8 protein-coding genes are annotated in these 14,572 nt (G+C 73.8%); 5 read left to right on the top strand and 3 right to left on the bottom strand.

Annotated features, from left to right (window positions below; all coding sequences use genetic code 11):
• Window positions 1-29: 29 nt before the first annotated feature.
• Window positions 30-4,238: a beta-ketoacyl synthase N-terminal-like domain-containing protein gene (locus AB0M52_RS17975; RefSeq protein ID WP_363954565.1), complete on the bottom strand. Its 4,209-nt coding sequence runs from the start codon at window positions 4,236-4,238 to the stop codon at window positions 30-32.
• Window positions 4,239-4,558: 320 nt separating this feature from the next.
• Between AB0M52_RS17975 and AB0M52_RS17970 the strand changes: the two genes are divergently transcribed.
• Both AB0M52_RS17970 and AB0M52_RS17965 read left to right on the top strand, forming a co-directional pair.
• Window positions 4,559-5,743: a ricin-type beta-trefoil lectin domain protein gene (locus tag AB0M52_RS17970; protein ID WP_363954562.1), complete on the top strand. Its 1,185-nt coding sequence runs from the start codon at window positions 4,559-4,561 to the stop codon at window positions 5,741-5,743.
• Between the two features lie 38 nt (window positions 5,744-5,781).
• Window positions 5,782-7,509, top strand: coding sequence for a hypothetical protein (locus AB0M52_RS17965; protein ID WP_363954560.1), 1,728 nt, complete (start codon window positions 5,782-5,784; stop codon window positions 7,507-7,509).
• Here the strand turns inward: AB0M52_RS17965 and AB0M52_RS17960 are convergent.
• Complete coding sequence (locus AB0M52_RS17960) at window positions 7,488-9,527, bottom strand: hypothetical protein (RefSeq protein WP_363954558.1); 2,040 nt, start codon at window positions 9,525-9,527, stop codon at window positions 7,488-7,490. The genes AB0M52_RS17965 and AB0M52_RS17960 overlap by 22 nt on opposite strands.
• Before the next feature lie 188 nt (window positions 9,528-9,715).
• On the opposite strand from AB0M52_RS17960, the gene AB0M52_RS17955 reads away from it, so the two are divergent.
• Entirely contained in the window at window positions 9,716-11,194 is a 1,479-nt protein-coding gene (locus AB0M52_RS17955) for a S8 family serine peptidase (protein WP_363954555.1), read from the top strand.
• 117 nt (window positions 11,195-11,311) lie between these two features.
• On the opposite strand, the gene AB0M52_RS17950 is transcribed toward AB0M52_RS17955, so the two are convergent.
• The gene (locus AB0M52_RS17950; protein WP_363954553.1) at window positions 11,312-12,955 is read right to left on the bottom strand and encodes a ricin-type beta-trefoil lectin domain protein; all 1,644 of its coding nucleotides are present in this window, start codon (window positions 12,953-12,955) and stop codon (window positions 11,312-11,314) included.
• A gap of 386 nt (window positions 12,956-13,341) precedes the next feature.
• Here AB0M52_RS17950 and AB0M52_RS17945 point away from each other — a divergent pair, with 386 nt between their 5' ends.
• Both AB0M52_RS17945 and AB0M52_RS17940 read left to right on the top strand, forming a co-directional pair.
• The gene (locus AB0M52_RS17945) at window positions 13,342-13,911 is read left to right on the top strand and encodes a sigma-70 family RNA polymerase sigma factor (RefSeq protein WP_363954551.1); all 570 of its coding nucleotides are present in this window, start codon (window positions 13,342-13,344) and stop codon (window positions 13,909-13,911) included.
• 67 nt (window positions 13,912-13,978) lie between these two features.
• Window positions 13,979-14,521 carry a zf-HC2 domain-containing protein gene (locus tag AB0M52_RS17940; RefSeq protein ID WP_363954549.1) on the top strand — a complete coding sequence of 181 codons (543 nt, stop codon included), beginning with the start codon at window positions 13,979-13,981 and terminating at the stop codon, window positions 14,519-14,521.
• The last annotated feature ends 51 nt before the right edge of the window (window positions 14,522-14,572 follow it).

The raw sequence follows: 14,572 nt of genomic DNA, 5'->3' as shown, positions 1-14,572 counted from the left end.
GGTCCGGCGCGGCCACCGGGTCAGTTACGTCACCGCGGGCGGCTTCGCGCCGACGGCGGGTACGACCGCCGCTGGAACGGGTACGTCGGCACCGGCACCCGCCGCCGGCCGGCGTACAGGGCGGCCCGGTCCAGCGGTCCACCGAGGGTCCACAGCCGTCCCACCGCCGCCAGCAGCGCCCCGGCGCCGGCACCCGGCTGCGCCGCGGCATCCAGCACCGTCAGCACCCGTACCGGATCGCCGCCGTCATCGTCGGTGGCCTGCAACGCGGCCCGGAGCCGGCGGCCCGCCCCCAGGTCGATGACGGTGTCGTAGCCGTCGTGGCGCAACCGCCGCAGCGCCGCCTGCCACGCCGGCTCCGCCGATCGTGCGGTCGCACCGGCCCGCCGGACGGCCTCGGCCGGGTCCAACTCGCCGCGGGCGGCGGCTGCCGCGAGGGCACCGACGCCGTACCCGAGGGTGGTGTCCGGCACCACGCCCCAGGCGGCGAGCTGACCGGCGAGGGCGAGTCCGACCGCGACCGCCACCTGCCCCGCGACCTGCGGATCCGGCGCCGCGCCGGTCAGGCACCAGGAGAGCAGCGGACGTCCCGCCACCCGCGCGGCGGCGGCCTCGGCCAGCAGGTCCCGGAAGACCGGCAGCCGGTCGTGCAGGTCACGCACGGCCGCTGCCGGCAGCGCCGCGCCGCCGTCGGCGAAGACGAGCACGGTCCGGGGCCGCCGGCCGACCGGCTCGTCGGCGGGGGTGTCGGCGGCGGCGTCGAGCCGTCCGGCCAGGTCCCCGTCGGCGACCACCGCCAGCCGGTACGGGGCGTCGTCACGGGCCGTACCGGCGCTGGCGCAGACGTCGGCCTCGGTGAGTTCCGAATGGGCGCGCAGGTGTGCGGCGAGTTCCCGAGCTGCCTGGCGCAGCGCCGACGCCGAGTGCGCGGTGAGCGTGGCCAGGTGGCATCCGGCTTCGGCCGGGGCGCTGCGGGGCGGGTCGGCCGGGGCCTCCCGCAGGACCGCGTGCGCATTCGTCCCGCCGAAACCGAACCCGTTGACCCCGGCGACCAGCGGGCCGGGTGCGGTCCACGGCCTCCCCTCGGTGACCACCGCGAAGCCGGCTTCGGCGAGGTCGAAGCGGGCGGACGGCCGGGCGTGGTGCAGGGAGGGCGGCAGGTACCGGTGCCGCAGCGCCAGCACCACCTTGACCAGCGCGGGCAGCCCGGCCGAGTTGAGCAGATGGCCGAGGTTGGTCTTCACCGAGCCCAGCCCGCGCGGCACCCCGTCGGCGGGCGGTGGGTACGCGGTGGCCAGCGACCGGACCTCCACCGGGTCGCCGAGTTCGGTGCCGGTGCCGTGCGCCTCCACGTACGACACCTCCGTCGGGTCGATACCCGCCTCCCGGTACGCCTCCGCGATCACCTCCCACTGCCGGTGCGGGTTCGGCGCGAGCAGACTCAGCGAGCGTCCGTCGTTGCCGACGGCGGTCCCGGCGACCACGGCGAGCACCGGGTCCCCGTCGGAGTGCGCGTCGTCGGCCCGGCGGAGCACCAGCGCCGCGCCGCCCTCGCCGGGCACGAAACCGTCGGCGTCGGCGTCGAAGGCCCGGCAACGCCCGGTGGGAGAGAGCGCCTCGGCGGCGTCGAGCATCCGGTACCCGGTCTCGGTGAGGTTGAGATTCACCCCGCCCACCAGCGCGACGTCACACTCCCCGGCGGCCAGGCTGCGGGCGGCCAGGTGCAGCGCGACCAGCGCCGACGAGCACGCCGTGTCCACCGCCAATGCCGGCCCGGTCAGATCCAGGGCCTGCGCCAGTCGGGCCGGCACGAGGTTCCGCAGGTTTCCGACCAGCATCGCCGCCCCGCCGATCGGCCCGTCGGCCGCCAGCAGTTCGGGGTACGCGCTTTCGCCGACGGCGGCGAAGACGCCGATCCGGTGGCCGTGCCGGCGAGGTCCGGCGTACCCGGCGCGTTCCAGGGCCTCGTACCCGATCTCCAGGAAGAGCCGGGCGTGCGGGTCGGTGAGCCGGGCCTCCTGTGCGGTGAGGCCGAAGAACCCGGCGTCGAAGAGCATCGGGTCGTCGAGGAAGGAACCCCACCGTGCGGTGTCCCCCGACGGGGTCCACCGGTGCGCCGGGATCGGGCCGACGGCGTCGACGCCGTCGACCAGCCGCTGCCAGAACTCCTCCGGGGTGTCCGCGCCGGGGAATCGGCAGGCCATCCCGATTACCGCGAGGGTCACTGATCCGCCGCCGCCGTGGTGACCGGTCTGGGCGGCGGCCGGTCGGACGACTGACCCGGCGGCCAGCCGGTCGGCGAGCGCCGCGACGGTGGCGCAGTCCCGCAGGTCCGCCGGGTTCAACGTGGCGCTCAGGGCGTCCTCCAGCCCGGCGAGCACCTCCATCGCCTTCAGCGACGATCCGCCGATGGCCAGGAACCGGTCGTGCAGGCCGATCGTGGCGGGCGGCCGGTCCAGCACCCGGGCCCAGACCTGCCGGATCAGCTCTTCGAGCTCCCGCCGGGACGGCCCGTCGGCGGCGGCCGGCAGCCGAAGGACAGGGGCCGGCGCACTGTCTGCCGGGATGCGGTCGGCCGGTACGCACCAGCGCCGTTCCCGGTCGGCGAAGTCGCCGGCCAGGTACCGCTCGCGCATCCGGCGCCGGCGCAGCTTCCCGCTGGTGGTCCGGGCGAACGCGCCAGGCGGCAGCGGCAGCACCCGGACCTCGTCGTGGCCACATGCCTCGGCCACCCGCGCCCGAACCGCGGCCAGGACCCCGGCCGCCTCGGCCGGCGGGCGGGCCCACGGCACGAACACCACGATCCGTTCGCCACCCGAGTCCGGGTCGGTGGCGCCGACCACCACCGTCAGATCGCCCGGCAGGCCACGGGTGGCAACGGCCACCGACTCCAGATCCGTGGCGTGGAAGGTGCGGCCGTTGACGAAGACCACGTCCTTGGCCCGGCCGGTGACACAGAGCCGCCCGTCGCGCAGGAAACCCAGGTCGCCGGTACGCAGCCAGCCGGCGACGAAGGTCTCCCGGCTGGCCTGCGGCGCCCGGTGGTAGCCCCGGGCCACGTTCGGGCCGCTCACCTCGATCTGGCCGACGCGTTGCTCGGCCAGGGGCCGGCCGTGGCCGTCGACGATGCGCACCGCGCAGCCGGTCACCGGCTGGCCCAGGTCCATCAGCTCGACCGCGTGCGGGCCGGGGTGCGTCGGTACCGCCCGGCCCCGGCTCAACTCGGCCCGGTCCAGCACCAGGGGGGCGGCCACCTCCCCGGGCGGCGGGAAGGTCACCGCGAGGGTCGCCTCGGCGAGCCCGTACACCGGGCGCAGGGCGGCCGGGTCGAGCCGCGCCGGGCGGGTGTGCGCCACAAAGGACCGCCACACCGCCGCGGAGATCGGCTCGGCCCCCACCACCACGCACCGCACCGGACTCAGATCGAGGCCGGCGAGAGTCTCGGCCGGCACCCGGCGCACCGCCAGGGCCAGCGCGAAGTTCGCCGCCGACAGCAGGGTGGCCCGGTGCCGGTGGGCGGTGGTGAACCAGACGGCCGGACGTTTGGCGAACGCCAGCGGACCGATGCGTACCTGCTTGAGACCGACGGCGAGCGGAGCCAGGTGGGTGCCGATCAGTCCCATGTCGTGGAAGTACGGCATCCAGGTCACCAGGACGTCATCCGGGCGCGCGCCGGTGGCCAACCGCGCCTGTTCCAGGTTGGCCAGCACGTTGTCATGGGTCAGCTCCACCCCACGGGGCGCGCCGGTGCTGCCGGAGGAGAACTGCAGGAAGGCGACGTCGTCCCCGGCGGGCGTCGGCAGGTCGTCCGGTGGGATCCCGGCGCGCAGCTCGGCCAGCCGCAACACCGGCGCGGGCAGCCCGTCCGCCGCCGCGGCGGTGGCGTCGTCGGTCACCACCACGGCGTCGGAGAGCAGGTCCCGGACCGCCCGTACCCGGCTCGGCTCGGGCGGCAACGGCACCGGCACCAGTCCGGCGGCGAGCGCACCCCAGAACATCGGTTGAAAGTCGTCCCCGGCGTCGGCGAGCAGGAGCGCCGGAGTACCCGGTGCCACCCCGGCAGCGCGGTAGCCGCCGGCCACCCGCAGCGACTCGTCCCGTAGCTGCCGGAAGCTGACCGTACGCTCGGTGCCGTCCTCCCGCACATGCACGATGACCTGGTCGGGCGTTCGGGCGGCGGCGTCGAGGAGCACGTCGAGCAGACCTCGGCGGGCGCCAGGCCCGGTCGCAATCGACACAGCAGGATGGTAGTGGTTCATGATCTCTGATCGGGTTGTGCCCGCCCGGCTGAACGAAACGGCGGTCGGGACCGTCGTGGAACCATCAGCCTTTCGCTTCGGCCGGCGTGCCGTGACGAGGAGACGACCTGCGGTGAAGACCTGTGCGTGCCCGGGTTTTCCGACCTGAACCAGCGGCCGGTGAACCAGCAGCCGTCCCGCGCCGTCATGCGGGCGTGCGCCTGCCGCACACGTCCGCGGACCCGGTGCGTCCGCCCGTCAGGCCGATGGAGGGCTACATGACCTTGAGTACTGGTTCGTTCCCGATCCGCCGAGCCGCGATGAGCAGAAGAATCGCACTCGTCGCCGTCGTGGCGCTCGCTCTCGGCCTGATCGTGGTCATGTCGAGCAGTTCCGTCGCCGTCGCCGGTGAACGGGTGACGTTCACCAACGCGACCGGGGAGACGCTGTGGATCGGCGCGGGCGAGAGCGGGGACGGATCGCGAAGGATCAGCGGGCTGCCCACCCTGCGCCCGGGCGAGTCGAGGACCATCGTCATCCCGGACGGTGACCAGCCGGACCACTGGCGCGGAAGATTCTTCGCCCGGCAACGGTGCAGCGGAGAGCCCGGCAGCACGTTCAGGTGTCTCGTGGGTGACTGTGGCGCCTTCCCGGACCGTTGCGAGCGGGGCGCGGAGCCGGTGAGCCTGGCCGAGTTCAACTTCGACCAGAACAACCCCGCGGCACCCTGGTACAACGTCAGCTACGTCGACGCGTTGTCCTTGACGATCACGATCGACACGCCGGGCGCTCCCCGTTCTGCGCTGGCAGGCAGCTGCGTCAGGTGGGACTGCTCCGGCGGGCAGCTGCTCGCAGCCTGCCCTGAGGCGCATGCCGTGCGTGATCCGCGACGCGGCGACCGGGTGAACTGCGTCAACCCCAACCGGGACGCGGAGAGCGCCTACACCGCCGCGCTGCGGCCCTTCGGCCCCCGGGCGTACCTGTGGTCCACTCATGACCGGGTCCCGGGCAACGAGACCGTCTTCAGCTGCCCCGGGTGCGCGGACTTCGTGGTGACCTTCCGCAACGGCGGATCCTCGGCCGCGCCGCCCGCCGACAAGCCGAACGCCCCGCACTCCGCCGACTTCGCGCTGCGCGGATACGTGGACAAGTGCATCGACGTGCCAGGCGGCGTCTCGGCCGACGGTGCGCAGTTGCAGCTGTGGAGGTGCAACGGCACCCCGGCACAACGGTTCTCGCTCGGCCCCAACGGCTCACTGGTGGTGCTCGACAAGTGCATGGACGTCGCCTGGACGTCGCGGGACAACGGGGCCAAGGTGCAGCTCGCGTACTGCAACGGGGGACCGGCCCAGGTATGGGTCGCCGAGGCAGGGATGCTGCGGAATCCGCACTCGGGCAAGTGCGTCGACGTGCGCGACTGGAACGCCGGCAACGGCGCCCCATTGCAGATCTGGGAATGCGCCCCCGGGCAGGCCAACCAGACCTGGCACACGGTCGGCCGCTGAGGGCCACGACGGACCGGGAACGGGACGGAAGGATGCGAATGGAGTCAGGTGCTCGGGGCCGGGCGGCGACGTCGGGTACGGTGGCGCGACTGCCGTGGTCGCGGCGAGCCGGCGGCCGACAGACGGTGGCGCTCTGGTGGACCCTGCCGTTGCTGCTGGCGGTCCTGTTCGTGCCGCTCACCCCGGCCACCGCCGCGGTGCCCGAGGGGACCGGCAAGTACTACGTCGTCGGGCCGCCGGTCAACGGTCAACGGGAGTACCTGTACAGCATCGCCCTACTCACCCTCGGCAACGGGAACCGGTTCCGCGAAATCATCGAGCTCAACCGGGGCCGGAAACAGCCCGATGGCGCGACCTTCACCGACGGCGTCGAACTCGCACCCGGTTGGATTCTCGTGTTGCCACGTGACGCCGACGGTCCGGGGGTGCGGACCGGCGCGCTCCCGGCGATCGGGCCGCCGACCCCCCGACCGTCGCCGAGCACGGTGGCGCCGTCGGCGCCGTCGCCGTCGCCGAGCGCACCGTCCTCGCCGAGCGACGAGACACCGCAGCCACCGCCGAGCACCGCCCCGCCGCGTCCGGCGGACAGCCCGGTGGCCCCGGCCGCCGCCGGCCCCCCGTCGGAGTCCGAACCGCTCGGACCGGGTCGCTTCGACGTCGACCTGATCCGGGTCGGCGCGGGCGCGCTCGCGGTGGTGCTCGCCGTCGTCGCGATCCTGGTGCTGCCCCGGCGGGTACGCCAGATGCGCTCGGTCGCTCTCGACGACGGTCCCTGGCCGCCGCAACGGCACCACACGCCGACCCCGGCCGAACTCGACGCCCTCGCGGCGGACACATCGACGTCTCTGCCCGCCCCGGCGGGGCCGCCGCCGTCTCGCACACCTGCGGCGGCACCGCCGGTCCCGGCACCACCGGTGTCGGTCCCGCCGGTCCCGGCACCGTCGGTCCGGGTCCCGTCGTCACCGGAATCACCTGGGCCGGCAGCAGCACAGGGGACGGCGGAACAGGGGACGGCGGGACGGAGGTTGGCGGACCTGCGGACGGCGGAGCATGCGCAGCTGCGGCTGGCGAAGCCGAGTCGGCTATCCGTGCCGTCCGAACCGCCGCCCGAGTGGCCTCCCTTCGCCGGCACGGCGTCGACGCGTACACCCGCTGAATCGCCGGGAGCGGCGGAGCCGGCCGGTCCGGTGGGTGGTGGCAGGCGGACGGACGCCGTCCTGCCCCGGCCGGCGTTGCCGGTCGACGGCGACGTGCCGTACGTCCGGGCCGACGTGCTCACCGAGGTCGGCCCGATCCTGGTGCGCCTGGCCGGCGTCACGACCGGCCCGGCGACGCCCGCCTACGCCTGGCTCGCCGACGACGAGCCGGCACCCGCGGCGGCGGTACCGCTGGTGCTGGGGCGCAAGGGACCGTGGCGACTCCAGGTCGACCTCGGCCGGGCTCCCGACGTGTTCACCCTGGTCGGCGTCGTCGAGGAGTGCCGTCGGCTGGCTGCGGCGTACGCCCGGCAGCTGCACGCCGGCGGGATCACGGTCGCCGTGGTCGGCGACGCCCTCGGCGCGGAGACCTTCAACGGCTGCCGTCGCCTGACCGGGCTCCCGGAGCCAGGCGACGGTGACTCCGACCCGTGCGTCGTCATCATCGCCGGCATACCGGGGGACGGGCCGGGTGATCTCGCGGCCGCCACCGGTGGTCGTTGCATACCGGTGGTGATCGGTCCGGTGCCGGACGGCCGGTGGTCGGTTCAGCTCGCAGCCGGGGACTGAAGCCGAGGCAGGACGCCCGGCAGCGGCCCCTTCGGCAGCCGCGGTACGCGCTGCCAGGCGCCCGCCTCGGCGCGGTACACGCGGCGTAGCCGCACCCGTGGGTAGGAACGGCTGCCGAGAATGAGTTCTACCTGCGCGGCGCGCAGCGGTTCCGCCCGGGAACGGACCAGGGTGAGCGGGGCGAGCAGGTCGGCCGTTGACGCCACGTCGATGGCGCGGTTCCTCGGCACCCCCAGCTCCAGCATCAGCCGTCCCGGGCGGACCGGCGGCCGGTGCCGGTAGAGCCGCAGCCAGTTGCGCGGCAGGCGGACACGGTCCGCCGGCAGGAGGGCGTACGCGCGACGGGTGCCGACGGTCGGCCAGCGCCGCACGTCGTTGGGCAGGCCAGCGATCGACCGGGCCGGGGCGGCGCAGCGGATCCGCAACGAACCGCCTTCGCACTCGCCGGCCGGCGTCAGCTGACCCGAGCGGTCCACGTCGAAAGTGTCCACCGTGAAGACCCGTTCCAGCCGCGCCGCCGGCAGAACGTACGCCTCGCGGAGGCCACGCAGATGCTGTAGGCGCGCGGGCATGTGCGCCCGGAGTACCGCCATCGGGATCGCGCCGCCCGGCCCAACCCTGACCCGCAGCAGCCGACGGCCCTCCGGCACGGACCTGGGATCAAGGAAAGCGAGCAGGAAGAGCTCGGCACTGGGCAGGCCGTCGGCGATCGACCGGGCGTCGTCGGGCGAGACGACGAACGCCTCGAACTGCTCGGCGTTGACCTGCTGTCGCGGGGACAGCCACGCCGGCCCGTACGCCGGCGCTCGGCGGTCCTCGTAGGTCAGCGTGGGACGGGTGAGCGGGGTCACCGGAACGGCTGCCGGCTCCCCTGGCGGCCCCGCGTCGGCCGGTGCCGGCTCGGGTGGCTGCTCCACGGCCAGCGCCGGCCCAGGCGGCTGCTCCGCCTCTTGCGCGGGCTCGGGTGGCTGCTCCGGCTCCGGCGGTTCGGCGTCGGGCGGTGGCGTGGCGCCTACCGTGATGCTGAGGCGGGCAGACGCCGGCACGAGCAGGCCGGCCGGAGTCGTGCGCAACGTCGGTGGACCGGCGGCGAATCGGGGTCGGTGGGTTTGCCACTCGGCAGCCTCGCCCGCGTAGTCGAGGGCGCGCAGGTCCTGCCGGCCGTCGACCAGCTCCGCGCTACCACCCGGCGGCGGCGTCCAGACGGTGGCGCCGGTCGTCTCGGCCAACTCCCGCGCCTGCGTGCCGAGGCTCTGCTGCTCGTCCGGGTCGGACGGCCACGTCAACCAGAGCCGCAGCTCCCTGCCGTAGAGCGGAAGGTCGCCCAGGAGGGCGGCGAGCTGGCCGCCGCTGTACACCCGCTGCGTGCCACCGTAGTCGCCGACCAGGAAGCCACCGGCCCGTGCCGTGACCGCGACGGTCACCAGGCCGTCCGGGGCCGCGCCGAGCCGGTGTGCGGTGGCGCGCCGGGTGACGAAGTCCGCTCGGGTGGCGAGGACCACTCCGCCGCGCAGCGGCAGACCCACCACACCCTTGCGGGACCGGACCAGCCCACGGTCCACGGTGAACCAGCCGGGCAGCGGGGTGGCCAGCTCGGGCGGCTGGATCACGATCCAGTCCCTGGTACGGCGGGTCTCCCGGTCGAGCGGCACCGCGTGCAGCGGCCCGTCCCCGCCCGACCGGTGGTGGTGCCGGATCTCCGCGCCCTCGGGACTCACCAGGACGTCGTGGGCGAGCAGCCCGGCGACCTCGCTGAACAGCTCGGTGTGCCGGGCGCCGTCGGCGGTCAGGATCCGTACGTCGTTCGCGGCCTCGCCGGAGCGCCGGACCAGGTCGGTGATGGCCCGTGCGGTGAGGGGCCGGCCGGGCTTCAGCGGCATCACCAGGCCACCGTGTGCTCCGGGCTCCAGCCAGAGATCGAACAAACCGCTGATCCGGCGGTGCCGGCGGGGATCGAAGCTGCGGGTGGCCGGTGGCCTGTCGATGTCCGCGTCCGTCGTCGTGGGTGTTGCGTACATGCGATCTCACCACCGTCCGCTCCGGCCCGGTCTCGTGGCCCTTACGCCTTCACGACGAGGATCATCGGACTCTGGTTCAGGTCAGTTCGAACGTTTCTGCCGATCGGATTGAACGTCTGCGGCTCTGATCCGCTGTAGAGGGTGTCGGCCGGGCTGATCGGCCGCGCGCAACTGAAGGAGGAGCGTCAGTGCTGGCGAAGCGCCCGAACGTTGGACGCCTGATCGCGGGCGTGGTGATTGCCGGCTGCCTGGTCGTGGCGATGGCCGGTACGTCGGCGGCCGGGAAAGCCCCGCCGGACCCGCAGGCCTACGTCAAGTACTACGTCGTCGCCGCGGCGTACCAGGGTCAGCCGGAGAATCTCGCCGAGATAGCGAACCGGTTTCTCGGCAGTGGCGAGCGATCCGCGGAGATCTACAACCTGAACGCCGGACGGGTGCAGCCGGACGGGGCGAGCCTGACCGACCCGGCCCGGCTCAACCCCGGCTGGCACCTGGTGCTGCCCTGGGACGCGGTCGGCGAGGGGGTGAAGCACGGGCAGATCCCATCCGGGCCGAAACCGACCAAGGCTCCCACGCCCACCGGCACCTCGAAGCCCTCCGCCAGTCCCAGTCCCCGCCCCAGCGCCAGCCCGTCGCCGACCGGCACGAAGGGTGCCGGCTGTACCGCCGTCGCCGGGTCGAGCAGCCGTTCGGACTGGGCCCAGCTGCGGTTGGCGGCCGACGGCGCGTGGGACCTGAGCCGTGGCAACGGCGTCATGGTGGCCGTGGTCGACTCCGGGGTGGACGGCAGGCTCGAACAGCTCGGTGGCCGCATCGCGGTCGGCGCGGACGTCACCGTCGGCAACGGGCGCGGCGACACCGACTGTCTGGGCACCGGCACCGCGATGGCGAGCATCATCGCCGCGAACGCCAGCGCCGCGAAGACCCCGGGCGGCCTCGCACCCGACGCCACGATCCTGCCCGTCCGGATGGTCGGTACGTCGGGGAAGGGGCGAGCCGCGGACGCGGCGAACGCGATCGAGGTGGCGGTGAGCGCGGGCGCCTCCGTAGTGGCCCTCGGGTCCCACGTGGACCTGTCCGCTCCGGCGGTGGTTGCCTCGCTCACCACCGCGCTCAACCACGATGTGATCGTGGTGGCGGGCGCGCCAACCAAGCCCGTCGCGCTGCCGTCGCCCACCGACCCCGCCGCCACCGGCGCCCTGCTGCTGGCCGGTGGGGTCGGTGCCGACAACCAGCTCGTCGAGGATTACCAGCCGAACACGGTGGAGGTGGTCGCGCCCGGCGCGGACGTGACCAGCATCGGGCCGGGGGATGCCGGCGCGCTGAGCTACACGGGCACACGCTTCGCCGTCGCCTTCACGGCCGGGCAGGCGGCGCTCGTCCGGGCCGCCTATCCGGAGCTGAGCGCCGTCCAGGTCAAGCAGCGGATCCAGGGCACCGCCGACGCGCTGGGAGGCGAGACCCCCGACGACAGGTACGGCTCCGGCATGATCAATCCGGCCGCGTCGGTCGCCCGGACCATCGACAGCGAGCAGCCGGTCGGCGCCGGCGCGAACGGCGGCGGCAGCGGCGGCGGCATGGGTGCTCTCGTCCTCCTCGGCTTCGCACTGCTCGGCGGTGGCGCCTTCCTGACGCTCCAGCTCCGCCGCCGTCGCGCCTTCGGTTAGGCCCTGGGACACGGGCCGCCGGCACCGCCGGTCGGCGCCAGGCAGCAGAAACGGGGGTACGGGCGGCGCGCCGCCCGTACCCCCGTTTCCTTTACGCCGTTGCGACCGAGCCGCCGGTTACCGCAGTCGCCAGGTCTGCTCGGCGTTGGCCACGTAGATCCAGAGCTCAAGCGGCTTGCCCTTGGCGTTCATGTCCACGTCGACGGACTTGCCGTTGAGCACGCTGATGATGCCGCCCTTGTCGTTGCGCCGCCAGTCCTGGGCCGGGTTGCCACTGCAAATGGCCACCTGGATCGCGGTGCCGTCCTCGGAGCCGCCCCAGGCGATGTCCATGCACAGACCACGGGAACGGATGGTCCCGTCGTTGCGGACGTCCCACCACTGTGCCGGCTCCTCGGCGCAGGTCTTCAGGGTGAGCCGCGTCCCGTCGCCGGTGCTGCCGGAGCTGACGCAGAGCCCGGTACGCGGGTGGAAGATCTGCTTGGCACCGGCGGGACGGGTCGGCTTCGGGGCCGGCGGCTTCGGCGCGGCGGTGGTCGGCGCGGCGGTGGTCGGCTTCGCCTCGGCGGAGCTGGAGGGCTTGGCGGCCGGCGGCCGCCCCTCGGAGGACGGCGTGGCCGTCGGCGTGCTCGGTGCCGGTGCGGGAGCCTTGGACGACGGTGACGCCGAGGGCGAGGAGGAGGGTTCGGCCTGCTCGGGCCTGCCGAGCCGGGTGTCGAGCGTGTAGAGGTCCGTGAGGGCCTTCACCGCACGCAGGAACGTTTCGGTTCCCTGGTCGAAGGTGCCGCCGGTCTGCCGCAGGGCCGTAGGCCCGCTGCGATAGGCGGCGAGCGCCAGCAGATACGGATCGCCGTCGAGGTTGGCCAACTCCTTGACCATCCCGCACATCGCGCTGCCCACAGCCGGGATCGCCACCGCGGGGTCCCAGGCGGACCCGCCGTCCGGTCCGTACGCCTGCCACACCTCGGGGACGAACTGCGCGATGCCTCGCTGACCGGCCGGGCCGAGCAGGTTGGCGTCGAACCCGGACAGCGCCATCAGCTGGGCGGCGACCATCGGCGGCGTCACCTGCTCGCAGACGGACCCGGCCTCGACGACGAGCGGCACGTACTGGGCGGGAACTCCCTTCGCGTCGGCGGCCGGCGGCACCGTGGGCGCGGGAGTGCCGGCCCCGCCGAACTGCCTCAGTTTGCCGTAGTACCCGGCGTAGCCACTGACCAGGTCGACGTACTCGACGGCATCGGCGGGCACCCCGTTCGCCGCGGTGACCGCGGGCAGCCCGGTGTGGAAGGCGGCCACCGAGAGACGCCACTGGTCACCGGAGATGCCGGCCAGCCGGAGCTGGCCGCTGAAGTCGCACAGCTGGTGGGCGAGCGCCAGGATGCTTGCCGAGAGGTCCGAGCGTCGGGCGTCCGGCCACGGCTGCCACGCCTTCCAGTCGTCGTCGTCGAGACCGGCGATGCCCTGACCACCCGAGCGGGTGTTCCGAGCCCGGTTGTTCAGACCTGATTCGGCCATGAGCTGCCCGGCGATCCGCGCCGGGGTGAGCACCGGACAGGAACGGGCGGCGGCGACGATGGCTGTCATCTGCTTCTCGGTGACCGTGTCACCGACAACCGTGTCGTCGCGGGCCGAGGCGACGCCCCAGTTGATGGTGGCGGCGACGGCGGAGAGAATCGCCAGTCCGGCCAGGACGGCCGCCACGACTCTGCGCGGCGTCTGGCCGAATCTGAACTTGTTGGGCACGAGGTCGGTTGTCACGGGGCCATCCCTTTCGGCGTGGCGACACCTGTCGTGACGGATCTCCACCGTCCGGCGTTCAAGGCCGCCGCGGATTTTTTCGATCCGTGCCACCTGAGGCTGAACCGGCCGGCGTGCGCAGCCGTCAATCGGGTGGCGCCGCTCTCCGGCGGGTCGATCGGCTCGGCCGCGGGCCGGCCCACGTCGTCGACAGTAGAGGAGACCACATTGGTCAGGCGAGATCGGCTTCGAGTGACGGCCGTCAGTGCGGTGCCGGGTGGGCGAGCGACCTGCGAAGAGCAGTCCGTCACGGATACGGCTATGCTCACGGTCAGGGCCGCGAGGACGCCGCTGCGTCACGTCCACCCGGCTGGCAGGGTGCGTTCCGTCCGTCAGGGAGGCGGTCTGTGTCGGCGGTGCCCAACGAGTCGGTCGGGTCGTGCCTTTCGGACAGTGCCGCCGTCGAGCCGTCCGCCGCCGAGGCACTGCTGAGGCAGATCGTCGACGAGTACCGCCAGCCCCTGCACCGCTTCCTCACCCGCCTGCTGCTCGGGCAGCAGGATCTTGCCGAGGACCTGGTGCAGGAGACGCTCCTGCGCGCCTGGCGCAACGCGGAGCGGCTTGCCGCCGACCCGTCGAAGATCGCGCCATGGCTCTACACGGTCGCCCGGCACGTGGCGATCGACGCGATGCGGGCTCGGCAGGCCCGGCCGCCCGAGGTCAGCCTGCCTGACCTCAACCGGGTCCCCGACACGGACGACGAGATGGAACGCGTGGTGAGCGTCCACGCGGTGCGTCCTGCGCTGGGGAAGATCAGTCCGGAGCACCGCGCGGTGCTCCTCGAGATGTACTACCGGGGCGCTTCCGTCGCCGAGGCGGCGGAGCGGCTGGGGATACCCGAGGGTACGGTAAAATCCAGAGCCTATTACGCGGTACGCGCACTGCACGCCGCGATCGGCTCGACCGAGTCGTCCTGATTCCAAGGCCGCCCCGGACTCCAGACAGACACACCGCGTGGTGCCGACCCGTTGAGGAGAGGGCTGGATGCGCGCAGGCGGGGATCACGCCACGGCCGATCAGGAGAGGCTGGCCCTCTACCTGATGGGTGCCTTGGACGACGCGGAGCGCGAGTCGTTCGAGCAGCACCTCGCCGGCTGCTGGCACTGCCTGGACGAGGCGGCGGAGATCGGCCCTTCGATCAGCGGCCTGGCCGGGCTGGGCGACGTGGAATGGTCGCAGCCCAGCGCCGATCCGCCGGTGCCCGCGCCCTCACCCGCTGCGGATCCCGTGGTGCCCGAGTCCGGCGCGGCGGACTCCATGGGTGCCCACGTCGCAACGCCCGGTTCGAGCGGCGGCGCACCGCCCGCCAGCGACAACGGCGCGAGGTCCGTGACGGGCGCGGGTCGGGCCGCCGACGGCGGCGCACGGTCCGGCACGGACGATGGCCCAGCCCGTGTCGCGGCCGGCAGCCATCCGGCGGGTAGACGTCCCGCCGGAGCACGTCCGGGCACGAAGGCCGGCTCGCGGCGGCGCCGGGCCCTCTGGGCCGGCGCAGCGCCAACCCGGCCCGCCCGGCGTCGAGGGTGATCAGTTCCTCCGGCCGGACCAGCCCGGTGACCGCCAGGCCGTACTTCGGGC

It is taken from the genome of Micromonospora sp. NPDC051296, assembly GCF_040682255.1.
GTDB classification, from domain to species: domain Bacteria; phylum Actinomycetota; class Actinomycetes; order Mycobacteriales; family Micromonosporaceae; genus Micromonospora; species Micromonospora craterilacus.
Note: the sequence above shows the minus strand (reverse complement) of the source record. Positions and strands in the feature narration are given on the sequence as shown.

Coding starts and splice junctions, on each gene's coding strand:
- AB0M52_RS17960 (WP_363954558.1), bottom strand. CDS start 9,527: ATGTACGCAACACCCACGACGACGGACGCGGACATCGACAGGCCACCG.
- AB0M52_RS17940 (WP_363954549.1), top strand. CDS start 13,979: ATGCGCGCAGGCGGGGATCACGCCACGGCCGATCAGGAGAGGCTGGCC.
- AB0M52_RS17970 (WP_363954562.1), top strand. CDS start 4,559: ATGAGCAGAAGAATCGCACTCGTCGCCGTCGTGGCGCTCGCTCTCGGC.
- AB0M52_RS17965 (WP_363954560.1), top strand. CDS start 5,782: ATGGAGTCAGGTGCTCGGGGCCGGGCGGCGACGTCGGGTACGGTGGCG.